17 protein-coding genes and 1 tRNA gene are annotated in these 23,053 nt (G+C 32.5%); 8 read left to right on the top strand and 10 right to left on the bottom strand.

From position 1 onward, the window contains the following. Positions 1-349: 349 nt before the first annotated feature. Complete coding sequence (locus ACIQ06_RS14755) at positions 350-1,585, bottom strand: ABC transporter permease (protein WP_396147635.1); 1,236 nt, start codon at positions 1,583-1,585, stop codon at positions 350-352. 71 nt (positions 1,586-1,656) lie between these two features. On the opposite strand from ACIQ06_RS14755, the gene ACIQ06_RS14750 reads away from it, so the two are divergent. Continuing rightward, positions 1,657-2,865, top strand: a complete 1,209-nt coding sequence (locus tag ACIQ06_RS14750; protein ID WP_396147637.1) for an exo-beta-N-acetylmuramidase NamZ domain-containing protein — start codon at positions 1,657-1,659, stop codon at positions 2,863-2,865. Positions 2,866-2,883: 18 nt separating this feature from the next. Here the strand turns inward: ACIQ06_RS14750 and ACIQ06_RS14745 are convergent, their stop codons facing one another. Continuing rightward, positions 2,884-3,381, bottom strand: a complete 498-nt coding sequence (locus ACIQ06_RS14745; RefSeq protein WP_396147633.1) for a YkgJ family cysteine cluster protein — start codon at positions 3,379-3,381, stop codon at positions 2,884-2,886. 62 nt (positions 3,382-3,443) lie between these two features. Between ACIQ06_RS14745 and ACIQ06_RS14740 the strand changes: the two genes are divergently transcribed. Then, the gene (locus ACIQ06_RS14740; protein WP_396147631.1) at positions 3,444-4,163 is read left to right on the top strand and encodes a class I SAM-dependent methyltransferase; all 720 of its coding nucleotides are present in this window, start codon (positions 3,444-3,446) and stop codon (positions 4,161-4,163) included. 122 nt (positions 4,164-4,285) lie between these two features. Here ACIQ06_RS14740 and ACIQ06_RS14735 read toward each other — a convergent pair whose 3' ends face one another. The 6 genes from ACIQ06_RS14735 to der form a co-directional block, all read right to left on the bottom strand. After that, entirely contained in the window at positions 4,286-5,446 is a 1,161-nt protein-coding gene (locus ACIQ06_RS14735) for an aminotransferase class V-fold PLP-dependent enzyme (protein ID WP_396147629.1), read from the bottom strand. A gap of 25 nt (positions 5,447-5,471) precedes the next feature. Continuing rightward, positions 5,472-6,251: an energy transducer TonB gene (locus tag ACIQ06_RS14730; protein ID WP_396147628.1), complete on the bottom strand. Its 780-nt coding sequence runs from the start codon at positions 6,249-6,251 to the stop codon at positions 5,472-5,474. A gap of 88 nt (positions 6,252-6,339) precedes the next feature. Further along, complete coding sequence (locus ACIQ06_RS14725) at positions 6,340-6,744, bottom strand: DUF2059 domain-containing protein (protein ID WP_396147626.1); 405 nt, start codon at positions 6,742-6,744, stop codon at positions 6,340-6,342. A gap of 139 nt (positions 6,745-6,883) precedes the next feature. Next, complete coding sequence (locus ACIQ06_RS14720) at positions 6,884-7,267, bottom strand: energy transducer TonB (RefSeq protein ID WP_396147625.1); 384 nt, start codon at positions 7,265-7,267, stop codon at positions 6,884-6,886. Between the two features lie 2 nt (positions 7,268-7,269). Continuing rightward, positions 7,270-7,902 carry a 7-carboxy-7-deazaguanine synthase QueE gene (locus ACIQ06_RS14715; protein WP_396147622.1) on the bottom strand — a complete coding sequence of 211 codons (633 nt, stop codon included), beginning with the start codon at positions 7,900-7,902 and terminating at the stop codon, positions 7,270-7,272. Between the two features lie 48 nt (positions 7,903-7,950). Then, positions 7,951-9,261 (bottom strand): ribosome biogenesis GTPase Der, encoded by a 1,311-nt coding sequence (gene der, locus ACIQ06_RS14710; protein WP_345092714.1) that lies wholly within the window; start codon positions 9,259-9,261, stop codon positions 7,951-7,953. Between the two features lie 115 nt (positions 9,262-9,376). Between der and ACIQ06_RS14705 the strand changes: the two genes are divergently transcribed. Further along, positions 9,377-9,880, top strand: coding sequence for a hypothetical protein (locus tag ACIQ06_RS14705; protein ID WP_298304243.1), 504 nt, complete (start codon positions 9,377-9,379; stop codon positions 9,878-9,880). 2 nt (positions 9,881-9,882) lie between these two features. Here ACIQ06_RS14705 and era read toward each other — a convergent pair whose 3' ends face one another. Next, positions 9,883-10,767, bottom strand: coding sequence for a GTPase Era (gene era / locus ACIQ06_RS14700; RefSeq protein ID WP_396147619.1), 885 nt, complete (start codon positions 10,765-10,767; stop codon positions 9,883-9,885). Between the two features lie 220 nt (positions 10,768-10,987). Here era and ACIQ06_RS14695 point away from each other — a divergent pair. The 5 genes from ACIQ06_RS14695 (at position 10,988) to ACIQ06_RS14675 (ending at position 20,741) form a co-directional block, all read left to right on the top strand. Then, a tRNA-Met gene (locus ACIQ06_RS14695) sits at positions 10,988-11,060 on the top strand. Between the two features lie 338 nt (positions 11,061-11,398). After that, the gene (locus ACIQ06_RS14690) at positions 11,399-11,845 is read left to right on the top strand and encodes a KTSC domain-containing protein (RefSeq protein WP_396147617.1); all 447 of its coding nucleotides are present in this window, start codon (positions 11,399-11,401) and stop codon (positions 11,843-11,845) included. A 220-nt stretch (positions 11,846-12,065) separates the two neighbouring features. Next, positions 12,066-18,218, top strand: a complete 6,153-nt coding sequence (locus ACIQ06_RS14685) for a T9SS sorting signal type C domain-containing protein (protein ID WP_396147615.1) — start codon at positions 12,066-12,068, stop codon at positions 18,216-18,218. A gap of 19 nt (positions 18,219-18,237) precedes the next feature. Beyond that, positions 18,238-19,488: a hypothetical protein gene (locus ACIQ06_RS14680; RefSeq protein ID WP_396147612.1), complete on the top strand. Its 1,251-nt coding sequence runs from the start codon at positions 18,238-18,240 to the stop codon at positions 19,486-19,488. Between the two features lie 5 nt (positions 19,489-19,493). Next, positions 19,494-20,741: a gliding motility-associated C-terminal domain-containing protein gene (locus ACIQ06_RS14675; RefSeq protein WP_396147610.1), complete on the top strand. Its 1,248-nt coding sequence runs from the start codon at positions 19,494-19,496 to the stop codon at positions 20,739-20,741. 446 nt (positions 20,742-21,187) lie between these two features. Here the strand turns inward: ACIQ06_RS14675 and ACIQ06_RS14670 are convergent. Beyond that, positions 21,188-23,053, bottom strand: a 1,866-nt coding sequence (locus tag ACIQ06_RS14670) for an OmpA family protein (protein WP_396147608.1), incomplete at its 5' end; no start/stop codon positions are given.

Here is a 23,053-nt window from a genome sequence, read left to right as displayed (position 1 = left end):
CAAAGGTAAAACCTTTATCTATTCCGTGCAAATCTTTTTTAAAGTTTTTTTCAGTATTTGTTAAAGAACGTCTGCCGTATTGCGGGTGCAAAAGTACTCATCTTTTTGAATCTCGCAAACTTATTTACACCCTTTTTTGAAAGTATTTTTTAACCCACTGGTTTTGTGATTGTTGTTATTGAAAGTTTTTTTTAATCTCTCAAGAATATAACTGTAGTAAACAAAAACATCTTTTGAAATACTACATCTAATCAATACAGACTACAATCTAGCCCCGATTGGAACGGTACCTTGTAAAGTGGAAAGCGGGTATACCGACCACAAGAAAGCGCTGATGGTTCGCTGCTAATTAATCAAAACGAATGGTTTTGGCAGGAGATATTTTAGTAATTAAGTAGGAAGGTATTAATAAAACCAACAAACAGACAAGGACTGTACCTACATTAAGAGCAAGGATATACAGTATATTAATTTCTACAGGCGCTACATTTACATAGTAACTTTCTGGATTTAGTTTAATTATTTCAAATTTCTTCTGAATAAGTAATAATCCTATTCCTATAGTATTACCCCAAAACAAGCCTCTTAGTATTAGGTATAACGAATTGTATAGAAATATTTTTCTTATTGACCAATTGTCTGAACCAAGTGATTTTAGGATTCCTATCATTTGAGTTCTTTCTAATATCAAGACAAGTAATGCTACTACCATATTAATAGTAGATACAATTATCATTATTATTAGAATAACAATAATATTAAAATCGAAGAGTTTTAGCCAGTCAAAAATGTAGTAATATTTTTCTACAATAGTTTGTGCATTTAGTGTTGAAGGGATTTCTTTGTAAACTTGCTTGCCTTTTTCGTCTATTTTGGTAAAATCATCTACAAAAATCTCAAACGAACCCACTTGATTTGAGTTCCATTTATTAAGTCTTTGAATGTGACGGATATCTCCTATTATATAAGTAGCATCAAACTCCTGAAAACCTGAATTATAAATTCCTACAATTTTAAATCTTCTGCTTTTTGGCAACTTATCATCTCCTTCGTTTAGAAAAAAAGTATTGAAACTATCGTTTAATTTCAATTTTAATCTGTTGGCTAAATATTGTGAAATTAAAACTTCTTCGTTTAAATTACTTTTCAGTTTTGGCAATCTACCTTCAATTAAATACTCTTCTAAGTATTCCCATTTATAGTCTTTACCAACTCCTTTGAAAGTTATTCCTTCAAAATCTGTTTCGGTTCTAATTATTCCTAACTTGGTTGCAACTGCTTGAATATGATTTATACCTTCAACAGCATTGAACTTTGGGTAAAACTTTTGGTTTGTAGAAACAGGTTCTATACTTCCGTCGGACTCATTTCCGTTAAAATTAGAAATTATTATGTGTCCGTTAAATGCTGAGACTTTTTGGCGTATTTTTTGTTGTAAACCTATTCCTGTTGCAATTGAAACAATCATCATAACAATACCTATTGCAATAGCGGCTATGGCAATTTTTATTATTGGAGCAGAAATACTACTTTTATGGTCTTTAGCAGTAATTAATCTTTTGGCGATGAAATGTTCTAAATTCAAAAGTTTTGGTTTTGTTGCAAAGATATTTCTTTTTAGGACAAAGAGACAAAGTTAATTTAAATTATAAAATGATGAAATACTTATTATCGACTTGTATTATTTGTTTGGGTTACCTCACAATATCCTCTTCATGCGGATTAAATAGACATTTTGAAAATTCAAGAAGAAATACTGAAAAAGAAGTAACTAATTCATCAATAAAAACTGGAGCCAATAGATATTCTTTTTATTTGCCTTTGTTAAGAGACAAAAAAGTTGGTGTGATTACAAACCAAACTGGAATTTTATCAAATAATGTTCATTTAGTTGATTTTCTTATCGAGAATAAAATTAGCGTTCAAAAAATATTTGCTCCGGAGCACGGATTTCGCGGAACTGCAGATGCAGGTGAACTAATTAAAGACGGAAAAGACACTAAAACAGATTTACCGATAATTTCACTTTATGGAAATAACAAAAAACCAAGACCTGAACAATTAGCAGGAATTGATATAATAGTTTTTGATTTGCAAGATGTTGGTGCACGATTTTACACCTATATATCATCCCTACATTATATAATGGAAGCTTGTGCTGAAAACAATATAGAATTAATGATTTTGGATAGGCCAAATCCTAATGGAACTATTGTTGATGGACCGATTTTGGAAAAAGAATTCACTAGTTTTGTTGGAATGCATCCAATTCCATTGCTTCATGGAATGACTATTGGCGAATATGGAAGAATGATAAATGGTGAAAAATGGTTGAAAAATGGAATTCAATGCAACTTAAAAGTTATACATTGTATTGATTACAATAGAGAAATGACTTATAGTTTACCTGTGAAACCTTCTCCTAATTTACCAAATGACCAATCTATAAACTTATACGCTAGTTTGTGTTTGTTTGAAGGAACTAATGTAAGTGTTGGCCGAGGAACTGAAATGCAATTTCAAATATATGGTTCACCCTATTTACCAAAAAGTGATTTTAGCTTCACTCCCATTCCAAATTTTGGAGCTAAAGAACCTGTTTATAAGAATCAATTGTGCTTTGGTGAAAATTTAACTTCTATTCCAAAAGTAAATCAATTGGAGCTAAAATGGCTGATTAAAGCTTACAACACTACTTCAGATAAATCTAAATTCTTTAATGATTTCTTTACCAAATTGGCCGGAACTAAAAAACTACAACAGCAAATAATTGATGGTGTTTCAGAAATTGAAATCAGAAAATCTTGGGAGAAAGGATTGAATGATTTTAAGGAAATGAGAAAGAAGTATTTGATTTATAATTAGAAAAAAGAGAATAGACTTCTAAAGTACTATTTTCTCTTTCATTTTTTCAACAATGTTATATGCTGCTGGACAGATTTTAACATTCTTCAAAGTCAAATCGGATATCTGTTGGAACTTTTTTCTATCTGTATGCGGAAATTCTCTACATGCTTTTGGACGCACATCATAAATAAAACATTTGTTATCGGCTTCTAAAAAAGTACACGGTACACTTTTTAAAACATAATCTTTGTCTTCGTCAATACGCAAATATTGATCAATAAATTGTTGTGGTTTTTGTTTGAAATGCTTTGAAATTCTCTCAATATCTGCAGATGTAAATAGTGGTCCGGTCGTTTTGCAACAATTAGCACATTCTAAACAATCGGTTTTTTTGAATTCGGCATCGTGTAAATCTTGCATTACATAATCCAAATTTTTAGGCGCTTTCTTTTTCAGCTTATCGAAATACTTTTTGTTTTCGTTATGCTTATCTTTGGCAAGTTTTCCGAGTTCGTTTAATTGAGGCTTTAGCATTTAGTTTAATTTCTGATGCAAATTTAAACAACTTGAAACGTTAAACCTGAAACTTTACAAAAATGTTAGATTTATTTGGAAAAGCAATTCTCGATTTTCAAACCAAAAATTCGCCTGAAGACATTATCACAGAAACCAATATTTCGGAATCTGATGAAATGGATGTCGCTTATCTTTTTCGTTCGTATAAAGAAATGCCCAAATTAGAAAAAAAAGCCCTTCAACTCTCAAAAGGCAAAGTTCTTGACGTAGGTTGTGGTGCAGGAAGTCATAGTTTATATCTTCAAAATGAAAAAAATCTAGCCGTAACTTCCATCGATATTTCTGAAAACGCTATTCAAACTTGTCAACTTCGTGGTTTAAAAAATGCTAAAGTTCAAAATATTTTGGATTTGGGAATAGATTCTGATAGCCATCAGAATAAATTCGACACCATTTTATTATTAATGAACGGAACAGGAATTTTCGGAACATTAGCAGAAACTTCTAAATACTTACTAAAACTAAAAAGTTTGCTAGCACCAAATGGTCAAATTTTAATAGATTCTTCTGACATTATCTATATGTTTGATGAAGATGAAGATGGCTCTAAATGGATTCCTGCAGATGGTTATTACGGCGAACTAACATTTACTATTTCATATAAAAATCAAACTGAAGAAGCATTTCCGTGGTTGTATTTGGATTATAATACGTTACAAAATGCAGCTTTCGCAAACGATTTGCAATGCGAATTAATCGAAGAAGGAAAACATTTTGATTATTTGGCTCGTCTTTTTTAGAAGCTATTTACTTCGTCAGTCGCAAGCTCGTGTCCAGCTTTCCACTATATCTTTTCATTTGTTGCCTTCGAGTAACCTCAGGCAACAAATCACAGAATGCCGTTCCAATCTGGGCTAAACTATCAGTAAACTTTAATCAAATCGGTAGTTTCAATAATATCAGTAATCGCTTGGTACAAAACTTCTAAATCTTCTTGAGAATTATACACATTCATCGAATAACGCATATAAATCTTATCATTCAAAGGCATAATTGGAATTTGAATTTTATATTTTGCATACAACAACTCTTTCAACTCCATAGGTTTTTCAGTTCTTATTGGAATACTTGCCATTTGACCAAGAAATTCTTCTGAAATCGGACAAATAGGCTTAGTATTTACCAAATCACAAAAACGATGGTAATTTTCTAAAACTATTTTTTTACAAGCTTTCGACTTTTCTTTCCAATTATTTTGCTCTAAAAACTCAATGACTTTTGGCGTACACAAATACGCCGAATGGTCATTTGTACCTTGATATTCGTGATAATCTAAAAACTGGCTATCACTTGGAGCCAAACTTTCGTAACCCCAACTTACTATTAATGGATCAATATCGGATTGAAATTCTTTTTTAACATATAAAAACGAACTTCCTTTTGGAGCCAACATCCATTTGTGCAATGTTCCAGTATAAAAATCGGGATTCAATTCTTGTATATTCAAATCAACATGACCTGGAACATGAGCGCCGTCAATAATGGTAATTAATCCAAGTTGTTGTGCTTTATCACAAATTTCTTTCACTGGAAAAATCAAAGCCGTTGAACTTGAAATCTGATTCAGGAAAATCACTTTAGTATTAGAATTATAACCTTTCCAAAATTCCTCTAAAATCTGTTCTTTAGAAATAATTGGCAACGAAATTTCTTGACGAATATATTTCGCTCCTGAATTTTTGCAATAGAAATTCCAAGTTCTGTCCATTGCTCCATATTCGTGATTGGTTGTTAGAATTTCATCATCTTTTTGAAGATTTAAACTTCTCATGATGGTATTAACAGCAAAAGTTGGATTTGGTGTAAAAAAGAAATCTTCTGAATCACAACCTATAAATTTTGCCAAAGGTTTTTTGGCTTCCTTTAAATAAACTGGCAATTTCTTTTGAATAAAATGAACAGGTTCTTGCTCCAATTCTAATTGCAATCGTTGAAATTCTTCAAAAACAGGTTTCGGACAAGCGCCAAACGAACCGTGATTTAAAAAAGTAATGTTATTATCTAAAAGAAAATGTGATTTCATGTGTGTAATTTTATTCTTCTTTGGTTTAAAGATTAATTGGAAGTATGTAACTACATCTCACTTTAGCTCCATTTTGTTCTGCTGGAAGCCACTTTTTGCAATTTTTAAGAACTCTAACAACTTCTTCACCAGTGCCATGTCCTATATCTCTCAAAACTTTAATATCAGTAATTGAGCCATCTTTTTCTATAACAAAACTAACAATTACTTTCCCAGCTAATCCCTTTATATTGGGCACTTTATAATTTTTTTGTATATACAAATAGAACTCTGACATTCCTCCAGGATATTCTGGTCTCACATCAAGTCCAGCAGAATTATATATTAAATTATCATCTTTACTATTTAATTTTTCTTCTGAACTTGAAAATTCATTTTTATCAATGTTTATATCTACAACATCATCTTTAAACCACATAGTTTTTGTTAAGCCTTTTACTTCTTTATTTGAAAAAAATAATTTCATTTTGTAACAAACGAATAAATTTTTATCCTTTTGATTAGATAAGTCCCATTTCATTGCATTTTGTAAAACAAAAGCTATCTCTTTTTCTGCTTCTAAATTTGAACAAAAACTAACTTTTATGTGATTCATTTTACCATCATTTCCTAAAACAAAACCAATTATTACATCTTTTTCATTTTCAACTTTTGTATAATCGATAGCATTTGATAAATATTCATAAAACTTTTCTACGCCACCATTATTATACAAAGGTTCAACAGGTTTATATTTACTATAATCTTCTTGTCCAAAAATAAATTGACTTATCAATATACTAAATAAAAAGATTGCTTTTCTCATAGATTTAAAATTTTGTTATTTGATAAAAATAAAAAAATTCCAAACAACGAATGTCATTTGGAATTATACTTTTTAATTGAATCAACAATTATTGCATATATTTCATCATCATCGATTGAATTTCTCCTTGTAATTCCATCATTGATGCTTGAGATTTTTCCATGATTGCTGGAGCTTTCTCAGACATTTTTTTTCCTACTGGACTTTCATAAAAGGCTAACATCGCTTTAATATCCTCTTTTGAATATTCTTCCATGTAAATTTTTGCAGTTAAATCGTTAGCTTTAGCTATTAAACCATCAAACTCAACTGAAAATGCTGCTTGTTTATCTTCAGGAATATTTGCTAAAATTTGTTTTTTATAAGAACCTAGCCCAGAGCCACTTCTTTCGACAACTTTCAATACATCTTTTTTGAAAGCTTCATCAACAGCTTGAGAGAAACCAAATTGAGCTACTAATAGCAAAGCGAACGTTAAAATAAGTTTTTTCATTTTTTTTGTGGTTTTAAAATTTTTTATAAATATATAATTTTCAATTATTGTGCCAAAATAAATTCGATTAATTCTACACAATTTATAAGTTGTTTAATTATAATAATTGTTACAAAAAGATTCAGATTATATAAAAATTTTACTCTTTCTTTGAAAATTTAAAATCTAATGGAAACTTAATTTCAACACTAATGGGTTTTCCACCACGTGTTGCTGGCTTCCATTTTGGAGCATTTTTTAAGACTCTTACAATCTCGGAAGCTGTTTCAACGTCAACAAATTGAACTACTTTAATGTTTTTAATTTCTCCAAGTTCATTAACTGTAAAAGCAGTGACCATTCTTCCTGGCTTGCTAACTTTAGAAAAATCAAAGTTTGCGTTTATGTAATCATAAAATTTATCTAAACCGCCTCCATTGAACTTAGCTTCTATTCTGTCTCCATTCAAATAGACTTCATCTTCTCCTCCAATTTGAGCAAAAAGACTTGATGAAAAGAGTAAAAAAAGTACGATCCATTTCATTTTTAAGGAATATTTAAATATTTATGCGTTTGCAAGGAAACCCTCCATTTTGGATTCTTCATCACATAATCTACAATAAGCGGAGTCATTTCATCTTTTTTACTCCATTCTGGTTGAAGAAAAAGGATTGCATTTGGATTCACTTTTTCTGCTTGTTCTTCGGCAAAAATAAAATCGTGTTTGTTGTAGATAATTACTTTAAGTTCATTAGCAATTTCATAGGCGCTTTCAACTGGAAGTTTATTTTTCTTAGGAGAAAGGCAAAACCAATCCCAAATTCCTGTAACTGGATAGCATCCTGAAGTTTCAATATGAACACGAAGATCTTGTGATCTTAATTTTTGAGTAAGCGGATTCATATCCCAAGTTAATGGTTCTCCTCCTGTAATTACAACTGTATCTGCGTACTTTTTGGCATTAGCAACAATGACATCTGTTGCTGTTGGAGGATGAAGTTCTGCATTCCAGCTTTCTTTTACATCGCACCAATGACAACCTACATCACAACCGCCAATTCTTATGAAATAAGCTGCTGTTCCTGTATGAAATCCTTCGCCTTGAATAGTATAAAATTCTTCCATAAGCGGAAGCATTTCACCTTTATCGACAGCTATTTGTATGTTTTTTTCTAACATTTTTATTAAAAATACCTAAAAGATTTTGGAAATCTGTTAGTATAAAAATTACTTCTCTCTTATATAAATATCAATTGGCACACCAGAAAAATCCCAATTCTCACGGATTTTATTTTCAAGGAAACGTTTGTATGCTTCTTTTACATATTGTGGCAAGTTTGCAAAAAACACAAACTGAGGAGTAGGTGTTGGCAATTGCATACAATATTTAATTTTTACATATTTCCCTTTCAAAGCTGGTGGTGGATGATTTTCTATAATTTTCAACATATAATCGTTGAATTTTGAAGTAGAAATACGTTGTGCTCTGTTTTCGTATACCTTTACTGTTTCTTCTAATGCTTTCAGTAAACGTTGTTTTGTTAATGCCGATACGAAAATAATTGGCACGTCGGTAAAAGGTTGTAATTGTTCACGGATTTTGGCCTCATAATCACGAGTTGACATCGTATCTTTTTCTACCAAATCCCATTTGTTTACAAGAATTACAACACCTTTTCTGTTTTTCTCAGCCAGCCAAAAAATACTTTGATCTTGACCTTCAAATCCTCGTGTTGCATCTATTATCAAAATACATACATCTGAATGTTCAATGGCACGCACTGAACGCATTACAGAATAAAATTCTAAATCTTCTTTAACTTTGGTTTTTCGTCTAATTCCGGCTGTATCTACAAGGTTGAATTCAAATCCGAAACGGTCAAACTTTGTATCAATTGCATCACGCGTTGTTCCTGCAATATCTGTTACAATATATCTATCCTCACCTATTAATGCATTTATGAAACTAGATTTTCCAGCATTTGGACGACCTACTACACAAAAACGTGGTAATACAATTTCTTCTTTAGTTGGTTCTGGTTTTACTGGAAAAGCATCAATCAATGCGTCTAACAAATCACCTGTTCCACTACCTGAAATACTTGCAAATGTGTAATACTCTCCAAGTCCTAAATTATAGAATTCAACCGCGTCTTTTTCACGCATGGAATTATCTACTTTATTTACTGCTAATAAAACTGGTTTTGTAACCTTACGAAGTAATTTTGCAACAGCATCATCCATTGGAGTAATTCCTTCTTCTACATCTACAACAAAAATGATAACATCTGCCTCATCAATAGCTAGTTCTACTTGTTTTCTAATCTCTCCTTCAAAGACGTCGTCGCTTCCTCTAACGTATCCACCAGTATCAATTACGGAAAACTCTTTTCCGTTCCATTCGCTTTTACCATAGTTTCTATCTCTGGTTACACCAGAAACTGAATCTACAATAGCTTCTCTTCTTTGTATCAGCCTATTGAAAAGGGTTGATTTCCCTACATTAGGTCTTCCTACTATCGCAACAATGTTATTCATAATGATTTTAAAATAAGCTGCAAAGGTACTACTAATTTTATTTTTTCATACCTTAGTATGGTAGTAATACTAAAAAAACTATGTTTTAATGAATTTGAATGTTAAAATTTAAGTAATGGAATTGGATAATACTATCGTGCTTCGTCCACGATTTCAAAAAGATGTTTCTATGTCAATGAATGAAATTATTGAACATGCAACAAAAATTAAAGAAGAAGTCAAAAATGATTATCGAGTAAAAATATCGGATCATCATATATTTTTATTCATCACCTTAGCCAAACGAAAGTACTATTCTCCACATTTACATTTGGAATTAGAAGAAAACGAAGATAAAACAACACATGTAAAAGGACTTTTTGGACCAGACCAAACAGTTTGGACTTTCTTTATGTTCCTACATTTCTTTATTGCTGGTGTTTTTTTAGTTTTTATGATGATGGCCTATTCGCATTGGACATTAAAACAATCTACTACTACTGACTTTGTAATTATGGGATTGATGGTAGTTTTTTGGTTTGCATTGTATTTTCAAGCTAGAGTTAATAGAAAAAAATGCCAACCACAAATGCATAAACTTGAAGAATTAACCAACAGAATTTTGAAAGATAAAATTTAAGACTACTTTTGATTATACCCGAAACGTCTTAATTGAAATTGACTGTTTCTCCAATCTTTATTGACTTTCACGAACATTTCTATGTGGATTTGTTTTCCGAAGAATTTTTCTAAATCTTCACGAGCTTGCATTCCGACACGCTTTAGTGCTGCACCCTTATGACCGATAATAATCCCTTTTTGAGTATCGCGTTCTACCATAATAACGGATCTAATTCGAATGATTTTATCATCTTCAATGAACTCTTCAGTTTCAATTTCTACTGCGTATGGAATTTCTTTATCGTAGTTTAAAAGAATTTTCTCGCGAATGGTTTCGTTAACAAAAAAACGTTCAGGTTTGTCTGTCAAAGCATCTTTAGGATAATATGCTGGTGATTCTGGAAGAAGTTCTAAAATTCTAGCAAAAACTTCTTTTACATTGAAATTTTCTAAAGCAGAGATTGGATAGATTTCAGCGTTTGGCACTTTCTCTTTCCAAAGATCGATTTGCTCTTCTAATTGCTCTTGATTTGATTTATCTATTTTATTAAGTAACAGTAAAACTGGAATTTTGGCATGGATAATTTTATTGAAAAAAGCTTCATCTTTAAGTTCTTTTTCTCCAATTTCAACCATATAAATTAAAACGTCGGCATCTTCAAAGGCAGATTTAACAAAATCCATCATTGATTTTTGCATTTCATAAGCAGGTTTAATAATCCCAGGAGTATCAGAGAGTATTACTTGAAAGTCATCACCATTAACAATTCCGAGAATTCTATGACGAGTAGTTTGAGCTTTTGAAGTAATAATTGACAATCTTTCACCAACGAAAGCATTCATTAATGTTGATTTTCCTACGTTTGGGTTACCAATAATATTAACAAAACCAGCTTTATGTATCATGTTTATTTTTTAAAATTACATTTAATCTACCAAATGTCCACTGGACATTCTCCTCTTTATATCAAATCTATAATGTTTACAAAACCGGCTTTATGCGACATTTATTTTAATTTAATTTGTTGCAAAGGTAGTCATATCAAGCGAATAGTAGAAATAAAAGATTTTTTTAATTTTTTTGTTGCGAGTATCGATATTCGTTGTATATTTGCACTCGAAACAGCGCGGGATAGAGCAGTAGGCAGCTCGTCGGGCTCATAACCCGAAGGTCACAGGTTCGAGTCCTGTTCCCGCTACTAAGTAAACCCTTTCAGAAATGAGAGGGTTTTTTTTGTGTTTACTATATTGCAAACATACTTGGAAGCTTTTTTGACAATTCTAATTTCAAGTTATACTTTGATTCTGAACCAAAACGTTGATTCACTATAAAATGCGATTGAAAAAAAATACGTACCTTTGCACCGAAATTGGTATTATTCTTTTAAAGAAGTACCCAAAATTGCATTAGAAAGGGAGAAAAAAGTTTGTAAAAAAAAGCTTCTCACACCTATTAGGTACAGGTTCGACTCCTGTTATTGCTACTAATAAAAGTCATTACTACATGAATGACTTTTTTTATTTTTACTTTATGAATATGAAAAAAATTGTTGAGTACAGAGCGTTACTCAACGTTACGAAAACAGCGACTTTAAAAGAATTAAAGACTATTTACAGAAATAGCATGAAAGATTTTCATCCTGACACGATTAGTGATGAACAGGAGCGCCATGAAGCCGAACAAAAAAGTATTGCTTTTATTGAAGCATACCATTTCCTAGTTAGTGTAGCGCCAGAAACTCTTGAAAAAACTAAAGCAGAGTATATAAAAACTACTACTACTTCTAACATTCAAGATTTTTATTTTGAAAATAGCGTTTTGTATGTAACTTTCCTAGACGGAAATACTTTCGAGTATTTTGGTGTTCCTAAACAAACTTATATAAAAATGGTCAATGCAGAGTCACCGAGCCGATTTGCTAGAAGACACGTTTATAACGCATTTATTTACAGGAGCGCAAGCAAACTTGTAGCTACCGAATAAATTCTACATTTCAATAATTTTATTAGCAGTATATTTGTACTGAATTGATAAAAATTTGACTGTAAACTATTTAACTCTTTTTCTAGTTGAATAGTTTACAGTTTATTTGTTTAGGTATTTATTTTTATATTAATCATTTTTTAGTGAAATTTTATATATTTACCTTTAAATCAATACGTTAAATCTTAGGAAGGCTATTTTAAAAATTATTGTTATTAGAATGAAAGCTATTTCATTTTTCTTACTACTATTTTCAACGGTTATTTTTGCATCGCCTTTTGATGAGAAAAATAACCCACCTGCACTTATACCATTATCAGGCACTTATTCTATTCCGGGAGATTTTGGCAGTATTAATGACGCCGCAATAAGTTTAAACACCAATGGAATTTCGGGTCCGGTGCTGTTTAATGTTGCTGCTAATTATACCGAGACAGCTCCTGCAGGAACAAGCACAACCATTACCGGTGGAATCATCTTCAGAATCATTGCCGGGACAAGCGCTACTAATACGATAACTTTTCAAAAAAATGGTACAGGAGCCAATCCTCTCATTACGGCAGGAGCCAACCATTTTGCTGGCGGAATCATGGACGGTGTAATCAAAATAATAGGTGCTGATTACTTAATTTTTGATAGTATTGATGTGATAGAAAATCCTTTAAATACTGTCTTCAATCCGATACCAAGCAACAACATGACAGAGTTTGGCTTTGCTTTTTTCTATGGAAATCCAACTGCTACAGCCGATGGGGCAAAAAATAACATCATCAGAAATTGCAACATTACATTAAATAATAATGGTACTAATTATCAAAATACGTTTGGCATCTATGCTACGTGTTTAACAAGCGACACCAACGGATTAAACTTAGCTAGCATTACTTCAATAGCAGGTTCTAATTCAAACAATAAACTTTATAGCAATATCATAAGCAATGCTAATTTTGGAATCACTATCGTTGGCTCCAATACAGCCGCAGCAATGGATACCGATTGGGATATTGGTGGAACATCAACTTTATCTGGAAACACGATACTTAATTTTGGAATTGGAAATGGTGCTCTTACGTCTTTATATCAGAAAATCGGAACTAGCGTTCACGGAATTTTAATCAATCAAGTAGCAGCGAATACAGTATCTTATAATTCAATTACAAGTACCGCAGGAACATTAACTGGTAGTGTAACTATGTGCGGCATTTTACTTGGCTCAACTGCAGCATCAGTACAACCAGACACAAATGTTTCTTCTTGCAATTACAATACAATTAATCTAAACAATACAGCGGGTTTCGACACTTTTGGTATTTGGTCACGATTAGCCAGTGCAACTTCGGATAAGTTTTTAAACAACAACATCATCACTATTCAAAATACTACCACAACCCCAATTGCAAGCAGGTTTATGAGAGGAATTTGGCAGGATGGAAATTTGAGGCTGTTAACTATTTCGGAAAATACTGTAACACTAAGTTATGTAAATGCAAATAATGATCATTCGGTAAATTTTATTCAAGCCGATATTAACACAGCATCGAGTAGGATTATAAATGGCAATATTTTAAGAACACCTTCTGGTGGCTCATTAAGAACATCTGGAGCAATAAATGGCATTTCACATAGTGGTATTTCAAGCGGACTACTAAACATAAACCAAAATACTATTGAAATTGATAAAGGAAATGTTTCGTCTGCAGCTAATTTCTTTGGGATAAGCAGTATTAGCACTTCGAATGCTAGTATTTATGAAATTAATTTCAACAACATTTCACTAACAGCTTCATCTGGAGTTAATGCGAATACAACTATTAGAGGAATCAGTAATATTGATGGATCAGTAACTTTAAATAAAACCATAAGTTCAAATATTGTTATAATCAACAGCAATAATACTGGTGGCACAACCAGCGGAATCTATCTTGAAAGAACCGGAATTGCAACGATAACTAACAACTCGGTCACCGTTAGTAATTTTTCATCCGTTTTATATGGAATATTTCTAAATACATCTTGCACAACAAATAATTTAAGTAACAATAATATTACAATTTCTCCTACCAATCTTGCAGTATCGGTTTCGATTTCTGGTATTGCAAACTCTTTTGGAACAGCTAATTTTATCAATAATCAAATAACACTAGCACCACAAATAAATACAACAGCAACTATAACAGTAACGATTACAGGAATTAGTAACACTACTGCTAACGGCAATATTAATAACAACGCAAGTATTTTAATTGCACCGCAAACTACCTCTAACTCCGGTGTTGTTAATTTTACTTCTATCGGAATATCAAATTCTGGAGCAAGTAGCCAAGTTATCAATAACTCTAATATTCAATTGGCGCCTTTTACACAATCGGGAGTTGCTACTTCGAACGGGATTTTAAATTCTGCAGCTAACAGTACTATCAATACTAATACAATTGTCGTAAACGCTACCGCAAGTTTATCTACCACCATTAGCGGAATTACGAATAGCGGTGCAACTAGTACTATAAGCAATAATAATTCGCAAGTACAACTTATTGTAAGTCAACAAAATGGAACTACTAATGGCATTGTTTCTAGTAACTCTGGAAATCAAGTAAGCAACAACATTGTAAACACTATTTGCACGGCAGTTGGCACTAGTAGCTCAAATGGTATTCGAAATAGTGGCACTAGTGCCATTATTACAAACAACTCAGCAATAAGTGTAAATGCAATATCATCTGGTACTAGTTCTTCCTCTGTCGGAATTTCTTCAACCGTAAACAGTACTATTTCTAACAATAGTATGACAGTAAATTCTCAAGCATCAAATCTGTCTAGCGTTTCTGGTATTATTTCTAATGGAACGATAACTAGCAATACTATTTTAATAAGTTGTACGGCACAGCAAGGTATCGATCCATCGGCAGGAATTCAAACAACTGCAACCAGTACAATATCTAATAATTTTATTACAACTAATCTAATTACTGCAGCAGGTAATGCTATTGGAGGTGGAATAACTAATAATGGCATTGCCTCATTAATTTCTAATAACACTTTAGATGTAAGTATTGTTTCCAATGGTAATCAAGCTACACTTGTATGGTTTTCGTATATTTATGGTATAAGAAATGCAAGCACCGATTGCTTAATAATGAATAATACGATTTCTCGAGTTTATGCTTCGATGGGACGAGGAACAACATTGTTTGAAGCCTCTGGAATACTTTTAGAGACATCAGTTAACACTATGATATCGGGTAATATTATTAGTAATATTTCTTCTAATGGAACCGCGAACAACCGCACTTATTTAAGTGGAATTTACGCATTAACTGGATCTCTAAATAACACTATAAAAAACAATAGAATTTTTAATGTTTCTCTAAACAACAATGTTACAGGTACTAATCCAGGTCCGGGTTTTTCAACTGGATTACCAGTTCCTGCAAACTGTCAAGGTATTTGGATAAGGTTATCATTTAACGCTACACTAAACAACTACAAAATTTTTAATAATCATATTTCAAAACTTTACAACCCTAGCTCTTCTAATTTGGGTGGAATATTTGGATTAACTTTATCATCTAGACGCGTTAATTACCTTGTTTACAATAATACTATTGTATTGGGTGATAATACAAATCAAGTTACAAGTAATATAACTGGCGATTTTGGTGCAGCAGCAGTAGGTTTTATTAACAGGATTCAAGACGGATTAACCGATTTAAGAAATAACATTCTTTATGTAAATGTGCTTCCGAAAGGAAATGGATATGTATCGGCACTGGCTGCAATAAAAGGCCACGATTTAGATTTAACAGCTTTACTCACAAATCCAGGGCAGACTGGTATTCGACCACCAAATTACAATACTGCTTCTAATAATAATTTGTTTTATGCACCATCGGTTCATAACAGACGCTCATATTTTTATTGTGAAGGAGATGGATTTGGTTCTGAGTTCAACCGATTTAACATAAATCATAATACTACAGCTATTGACGATCCAAATATTAATGTAGTGGCTTATTCTGGATGTGTTAGCAAATACAAAACTTTAATGAATGGCGGCACGAACAATTTTGGAACCGATTCAAATAGTTTTTATGATAATGTAACACTTACAGAAGGAACAGGAGTTGATGAGGGATATTGGACTCCATCGGGCGAAACTTATGCTGAAATGGGTGCGCAAGTTTTAACAGCAGAATATGATTTAGATAGCAAAAACGTGAGTCGCGGAAGCAATCCAGACATGGGTGCAGTACAGTTTTCTGGCGAAATAGACACTAATCCAGTTATAACTTATGGTCCAATAGTGCTTACTGGAACATGTGGCGCAGTTCCTTCGACAATAAATTTAAATAATGTCAGAATTGTAGACACGGCTGGTGTTCCAACAAGTGGTACATTAATGCCAAGATTATATTACAAAATCAATTCTGGAGCATACATTAGCGTCACAGGAACGTTAACTTCTGGGAATGGCAACGATGGTTTTTGGAACTTTACTATGACTGGAATCACAGCAGGTACTTTAAGTTATTTTGTTATCGCACAAGATAGACTTACAAAGATTATTTCTAATCCTGATCTGGGACTAGTAGCCTGCAGTGTTAATAATGTTAGCACGCCACCAACTAGCCCTAGTTCAATTGTAATTGGTGGCAGTGCCGCAGTTTATTCTCTTGGCAGCTGGTCAGAGCCTCCTTCTATTAGCAAAGCTGTAATTTTTGAGGATAACTATAGCTCTGTTTCAAACATTGAGGCTTGTTCTGTGTTGGTTCGATCTGGAAACACCGTTGTTTTCAATAATGCTCATACACTTTTAGTCCAAAATGAAGTTGTTGTAGAACCTGGTGCTAACTTAAATTTTGAAAATAATTCTAGCCTAGTACAAATCGAGAATGCTATTAATTTGGGTGATATAAATTATAAAAGAATAGCAAACGTTAAGAAATTTGATTATGTTTATTGGAGTTCACCTGTAGCCTCTTTTAACCTTGATAATTTAAATATTTTAGAACCAACAGGTCCGAAATATAAATGGGAACCAATTGCTACAAATCCAAATGGCGGAATAGGCAACTGGGCTGATGCACAAAGTAATATAATGGAAACCGCTCGAGGATACATTGTTAGAAGTCCATTAAGTTACAGCACAAATACAACTGCGCCTTTTTCATCTACTTTTACTGGTATACCAAATAATGGATTTATTTCTCAAACCTTATCAAGAGGCCCAATTACTGTTTCAACTTTAGTAAGTTACACGAGTTTAAATGGTGTTGCCTTCACACCATTTGATGATAATTGGAATTTGATAGGTAACCCTTATCCATCGGCAATAAGTGCGAATCAGCTACTTTTCGAAAACAGAGAATCTAATGGTGGCATGATGGCAGGATTTATCAATATTTGGCGCCATGGTATTGATATACAAACTGGCATAAACAATCCTTTTTATGGATCTTACATTTATAATTATGATCCTAACGATTATCTGACTTATAATGTTTTGGGCGCTTCATGTTGTCCTGCTGTTGGTGATTATAAAATTGGCGCTGGTCAAGGATTTTTTGTTCAAATGATTGAAGGTGCACCAGCTACTGGAGTAGTAAACTTTACTAATACGATGCGAAGAGATCAAAGTGGCCTTGTGTATGACAATTCAACATTTTTCCGAAATATTTCTACCGAATCAAGTTTACCAATTTTTGAACGACACCGAATTTGGTTAGACTTAGTGGCTCAAAATAATAAATCTCAAAGAATACTTCTTGGATATATTAGTGGCGCTTCTAATGATTTTGATTCGTTTTATGATGTTCCTGCACCAAACAAAAATGATTTAGATCTGTATAGTTTAATAGGAACCCAGCACTTAAAAATTGAGTCAAGAGCACTACCCTTTTCAAACATAGATGAAATTCCACTTGGTTATTTTGCACCTTTAGACGGAAACTACAACATCGCTATTGGAAGTATTGATGGCCTATTTGAAAATGAAAACATTTATATTAAAGATTTACAGTTAAATAGCTATCATGACTTAAAAGCGGCTCCTTATCAATTTCAATCTACATCAGGAAGTCATAATAATCGGTTTGTATTGGTTTTTCAAAATCCATCCTTAGGAAATACCGAATTTGAAACTAACTTTACTATTGATGTATATAATGACAATAAAAGCATCGGAATTAAATCAAATTTATCTGCATTAAGTGAAATAAAAATATACGACATTAGTGGTCGACAACTTTATGTAAAATCTAATATTAACAACAAAGAAATTACAATAACTAACGTTACTCAATGTGAACAAATGCTGCTTTTAGAAATAAAAACAGAAAATGGGATCAAGACCATTAAAAAAATAATTAATTAATACAAACACTAATACAATCATGAAAAAAATAATTTTATTAATAGGCATTTTACTCGGTTTAAACTCTCATGGTCAAGTAAGTATTGGTGCTGCGCTACCGAACACATCAGCCAACTTAGATGTAACTGCAGATGACATTAATGGAAATAAACGTGGCTTACTAATTCCAAGATTGGCTTTATTAAACACAACCGATGCTTCTACTATTAATACTGGAAATGTAAACAGCTTACTAGTTTTTAATACTGCTACCCAAGCTGATGTTACACCTGGTTTTTATTATTGGTATATAAATAAATGGGAAAGAGTAGCAGCAGCATCAGATATAACTGAAACAACTACTTCGCTTTCTTTTAATGCATTGAACGATATTTTAACATTCAACAATGAAAATGGCACTAACCCAACCATAAATTTAAGTTCTTTAAAAATTGAACCTTGGCGCGTTGAATTGACAAATGATCAAGCAACTTTAAACAACCAAAACATTTATCAACTTGGTAATATTGGTATTGGAACAAATGATATTATTGATGGTGCTGCTATAGATATTAGAGGTGCCGTTAGAGGCGGTACAGGAAATACTGGAGTTGTAGGATTAAATTCTGCTGCATTTGGAACTAACAATGTAGTTTCGGGAAACAATTCTTCGGCTACAGGCAGTGGAAATAACATAACCGGAAGCACTTCTGGCGCGATAGGCAATAACAATATTGTGAGCAACAATAATGCTATGGCAATTGGATTAAATAATGTTGTTAATGCAGAAAAAAGTTTTGTCGTTGGTGAGGGCAATGTAGTTTCAGGAATATTTGCCTCTGCAATGGGTCGAGAAAATATCGCAAACGGAGAAAATGCCGTTGCACACGGAATAAACAATCAAACGCTAGCAGATTATTCCTATACACTTGGGGTAGGAAATATAAGTGGCGCGATGGGTAGTATGGTGTTTGGAAGATATAATGTCTTAACAGGCGGAAATCCAACTGACTTTAATGTGCCAAACGACCCTTATTTTCAATTGGCAAATGGCACAAGTCCAGCAACAAGATCAAATATCATAACCGTTCTAAAAAGTGGTAGAACAGGATTTGGAAATATGAATGCGCCACAAGCAACGATTCATATATTACGAACTTCAACCGATGTTACTCCTGCAATTATCGAAGGATGTCAGGTTCACAATGATAACACAGCAGCAGCAGCAGCAGGATTGCCAGTAGGCGCTTTATATAGAACGGCTACTGGAGTATTAATGGTACGATTTTAATTAACATGAAAACTATTAAAATACAAGGACATCTTATCGGACTATTTATTTCATTATCCATATGTAGTTTTGGGCAAACTAAAACAATCAATCAAGGATTAATGACAATAACTGGAACAGCTGGATCTGTATCTGCAATTGAGAATTTAAATTCAGGTGTTTTAACAAATGATGGTGATTTACATGTTTATAATCACTATACAAATAACGGAATTGTAACTTTTACAAATGGCTTAACCACTGGACTTACAAGAATGAGAGGTTTATTTGGATTTCAAAATATAGCTGGAACTAACCAAATGAGATGGTACAATTGTGAATTTGATAATAGTTTAACACAACCGGCTTTTCGCTTATCAAATCAAATTAGTATTAGCGGGAATGCTAATTTTTTAAATGGCATTGTTGATGACGACAACTTTGGCGGACTAGCTATTTTTGAAAACTTGGCAACCCATATTAATGTAGATAACAACAGTCATGTTGACGGATTTGTTAGAAAAATTGGTAATCAAGATTTTATATTCCCTATTGGAGACAGTAATTTCTATAGATATGCAGGAATCTCAGAACCAAACACAAATACTGATATTTTTTCTGGAAAATACTTCTTTGAAAACTCAAATGTATTTTTCCCACATGCTAATAAACAAGAAAATATATCAATAATTGATGATGCAGAATACTGGCAAATAGACAAAACATCCTCTAGCAGTGATGTTTTTATTACACTAACTTGGAATCCAGTTACTACACCAAGTGCAATATTTGCTTTACCTATTGATGATATTCATATAGTTAGATGGGACGTTTCAGAAAATAAATGGATTGACGAAGGTGGAGTAGCAGATGCTTTAACTAATGAAGTAACAACAGTAATAAATCCGCAAACTGAATATGGAATATTTACCTTAGCAAGAGTTAAAAATATATTGCCTTGTAATGGTAATGCAGTCATTGTTCACAATTATATTTCTCCAAATAACGACACTATAAATGACGTCCTAAAAATTACTGGGATTGAAAATTGTCCAAACAATAACATTTGCATTTACAATCGTTGGGGTGTTAAAGTATATGAAACACATTCATACGATACAAATGGCAATACATTTAATGGATATTCACAAGGTAGAACTACCATTAATAGTAATGAAAAACTACCTTTTGGAACTTACTTCTATATCATTGAAATACTGAATGAATCTACCGGAGATACAAATAAGTTAAGTGGTTATATTTTTATAAACTAAGTAAAAAATTCTAAACCATTTACAAGCTCTTTTAATTGTAAAATATTAACTTTTAAAGTAGTTACAAAACTATTCGGACATAATCTATATCAAGCAAAGAAAACATAGCAAGACAATATATTAAAAAGAGACAATTTAAAAAGTTGTCTCTTTTTGTTTAATTAAATTTAAAAATTTAAAACGCATCTCTTATTTAAAAAAAACAATCCTAATAGAAAAACAAGCAAAGATCAATTCAATCTATTGGGTAAAAAAATAGACAGTATATAGTCATAACAACCCTCATAAAATATCAAAATAATTCTCGCAATAAAACTTAAAAAAAAAGTGAAATCGTTTAAAACTTAAACTATTGCATGAATAAGATAGATATGAAAACTACATAAACAATCATAAAACAAAAAAAGGAGACAATAATTGTCTCCTTTTTAATAACTTATTTACCATTACAATTTCGTAATAATAAATTCTGATCTTCTGTTGGCTTGGTGTTGCTCTTCAGTACAGTTTGATTGGTTTGTTGGTTCACAGCCACAATCGTTTACTAGTTGCGACTCACCATATCCTTTTCCTGTTAGTCTTGATTTTGCGATGCCTTTTTCTACTAACCATGCTATTGTTGATTTAGCTCTTCTGTCTGATAATGCCATGTTGTATTTGGCTGTTTGACGACAGTCTGTGTGTGAACGAACATCAATCTCCATTGTTGGATTTTGTTCCATTACATCTAAGATTTTAGCCAATTCTACTGCTGCATCTGGTCTGATGAATGACTTGTCTAAATCGAAGTAGATGATTTTGATTTTGAAAGCTTCTGCTAAGTTGTCTCCAACTTTAACTGGTTTTACTGCTTTCTCAAGCTCTACTGGCACAAATGATTTTCCTGATTCGTCTTTTGTAATGGTTGGTGTCTCTACAGTATTGTACTCTGGCTTTTCTGTTTTAATGTAGTATTTTGTTCCACAATCAACTTTTCCAAAGTCAAACTTACCATCTTTATCTGAGATTACCTCTTGTAGCTTTTTGTAATTAGCATCTGATAATGTTACTCGTGCTCCAGAAAGTGGTAATCCTGATTCTTTATCGGTTACAACTCCAGTTAAAAATTGCTCACATTCTAGTTTCTTAGTTTCTTTAAATCTGTAGATGTCATCACCACCTTGTCCGCCATCTCTATTTGAGGTAACATATCCTATTCTTGATGATGTATTGATAAGGTAAGCAAAATCGTCTTTCGAACTGTTTAATGGTTCTCCTACGTTTTCTACTTTCTTGTAGCTTCCATCAGCTTGTTCTTTGGCAACAAAAACATCTAATCCTCCAAGTCCTGGATGTCCATCTGAAGCAAAATAAATTTCGTTCTCATTAGTCACCATCGGAAAAGTTTCTCTTCCTTCTGTGTTGATTACATTTCCAAGATTTGTTGGTGTACCGTAACTTCCATCTGATTTTATTTCAACTTTGAACAAATCTGATTGTCCTAAAGTACCTGGCATGTTTGATGCAAAATATAATGTTTTCTCATCTGCACTTAATGCCGGATGTGCCACACTATATTCGTTGCTATTGAATGGTAACTCCGTTACATCACTCCATTTATCGCCATCTAAGGTTGCTTTGTATAATTTTAATAAAGTCGATTTTCTAGCATCTTTTCCTTTTTTTCCGTCAAGAAAATTGTTTCTTGTAAAATAAACTGTTTTTCCGTCTTTAGTAAAAACTGGTGTTGATTCGTGGAACTTTGAATTTAAATTTGCTCCAAATCTTCCTGGATCAGATAAAGCACCTTGGTCGCCTATATTGACACTGTACAAGTTGGTAAAACTCTCACCTGTCCAAGAGTGTCTCTTGTTAGACAATCCTCCGGTATCTCTTGCTGAGGCAAAAACTACTTTATTACCTGAAAAAGCACTTCCGTAATCAGAATACTCTGAATTGATTCCAGCATTTTCTAAAGTATAACGTCCTGAGTTTTTCTTGATTTGTGCCAAATAATCTTTCTGAGCTGTAGCTAATTTTGCACGTAAATCATTACCACTCTTTTGATTAAATTTTACCAACATTTCATCGGCTTTTTTGTAATCTTTTATTGCTTTTAATGATTGTGCATAACGATAGTAATACTCTGGCTCTACATCTTGTGTGAAAGCGAATAACTCGCCATACCATTTTGCAGCATTATCTAAATCGGCTTTAAAATAATACGAATCACCAAGCTTTTGTAACATCTCTTGCGATTTGTATCCTTTAGCAAAAATACGCTCGTAGGTTTTTATAGCATCAACATAGGCAAACTTATCGTATTGTTGGTC

The organism is Flavobacterium sp., assembly GCF_044341265.1.
Classification (GTDB): Bacteria; Bacteroidota; Bacteroidia; order Flavobacteriales; family Flavobacteriaceae; genus Flavobacterium.
Note: the sequence above shows the minus strand (reverse complement) of the source record. Positions and strands in the feature narration are given on the sequence as shown.

What these genes read in the sequence shown, in the direction of transcription:
- ACIQ06_RS14750 (WP_396147637.1), top strand. Translation starts at nt 1,657, where the DNA reads ATGAAATACTTATTATCGACTTGTATTATTTGTTTGGGTTACCTCACA.
- ACIQ06_RS14745 (WP_396147633.1), bottom strand. Translation starts at nt 3,381, where the DNA reads ATGCTAAAGCCTCAATTAAACGAACTCGGAAAACTTGCCAAAGATAAG.
- ACIQ06_RS14740 (WP_396147631.1), top strand. Translation starts at nt 3,444, where the DNA reads ATGTTAGATTTATTTGGAAAAGCAATTCTCGATTTTCAAACCAAAAAT.
- ACIQ06_RS14735 (WP_396147629.1), bottom strand. Translation starts at nt 5,446, where the DNA reads ATGAAATCACATTTTCTTTTAGATAATAACATTACTTTTTTAAATCAC.
- ACIQ06_RS14730 (WP_396147628.1), bottom strand. Translation starts at nt 6,251, where the DNA reads ATGAGAAAAGCAATCTTTTTATTTAGTATATTGATAAGTCAATTTATT.
- ACIQ06_RS14725 (WP_396147626.1), bottom strand. Translation starts at nt 6,744, where the DNA reads ATGAAAAAACTTATTTTAACGTTCGCTTTGCTATTAGTAGCTCAATTT.
- ACIQ06_RS14720 (WP_396147625.1), bottom strand. Translation starts at nt 7,267, where the DNA reads ATGAAATGGATCGTACTTTTTTTACTCTTTTCATCAAGTCTTTTTGCT.
- ACIQ06_RS14715 (WP_396147622.1), bottom strand. Translation starts at nt 7,902, where the DNA reads ATGTTAGAAAAAAACATACAAATAGCTGTCGATAAAGGTGAAATGCTT.
- der (WP_345092714.1), bottom strand. Translation starts at nt 9,261, where the DNA reads ATGAATAACATTGTTGCGATAGTAGGAAGACCTAATGTAGGGAAATCA.
- ACIQ06_RS14705 (WP_298304243.1), top strand. Translation starts at nt 9,377, where the DNA reads ATGGAATTGGATAATACTATCGTGCTTCGTCCACGATTTCAAAAAGAT.
- era (WP_396147619.1), bottom strand. Translation starts at nt 10,767, where the DNA reads ATGATACATAAAGCTGGTTTTGTTAATATTATTGGTAACCCAAACGTA.
- ACIQ06_RS14690 (WP_396147617.1), top strand. Translation starts at nt 11,399, where the DNA reads ATGAAAAAAATTGTTGAGTACAGAGCGTTACTCAACGTTACGAAAACA.
- ACIQ06_RS14685 (WP_396147615.1), top strand. Translation starts at nt 12,066, where the DNA reads ATGAAAGCTATTTCATTTTTCTTACTACTATTTTCAACGGTTATTTTT.
- ACIQ06_RS14680 (WP_396147612.1), top strand. Translation starts at nt 18,238, where the DNA reads ATGAAAAAAATAATTTTATTAATAGGCATTTTACTCGGTTTAAACTCT.
- ACIQ06_RS14675 (WP_396147610.1), top strand. Translation starts at nt 19,494, where the DNA reads ATGAAAACTATTAAAATACAAGGACATCTTATCGGACTATTTATTTCA.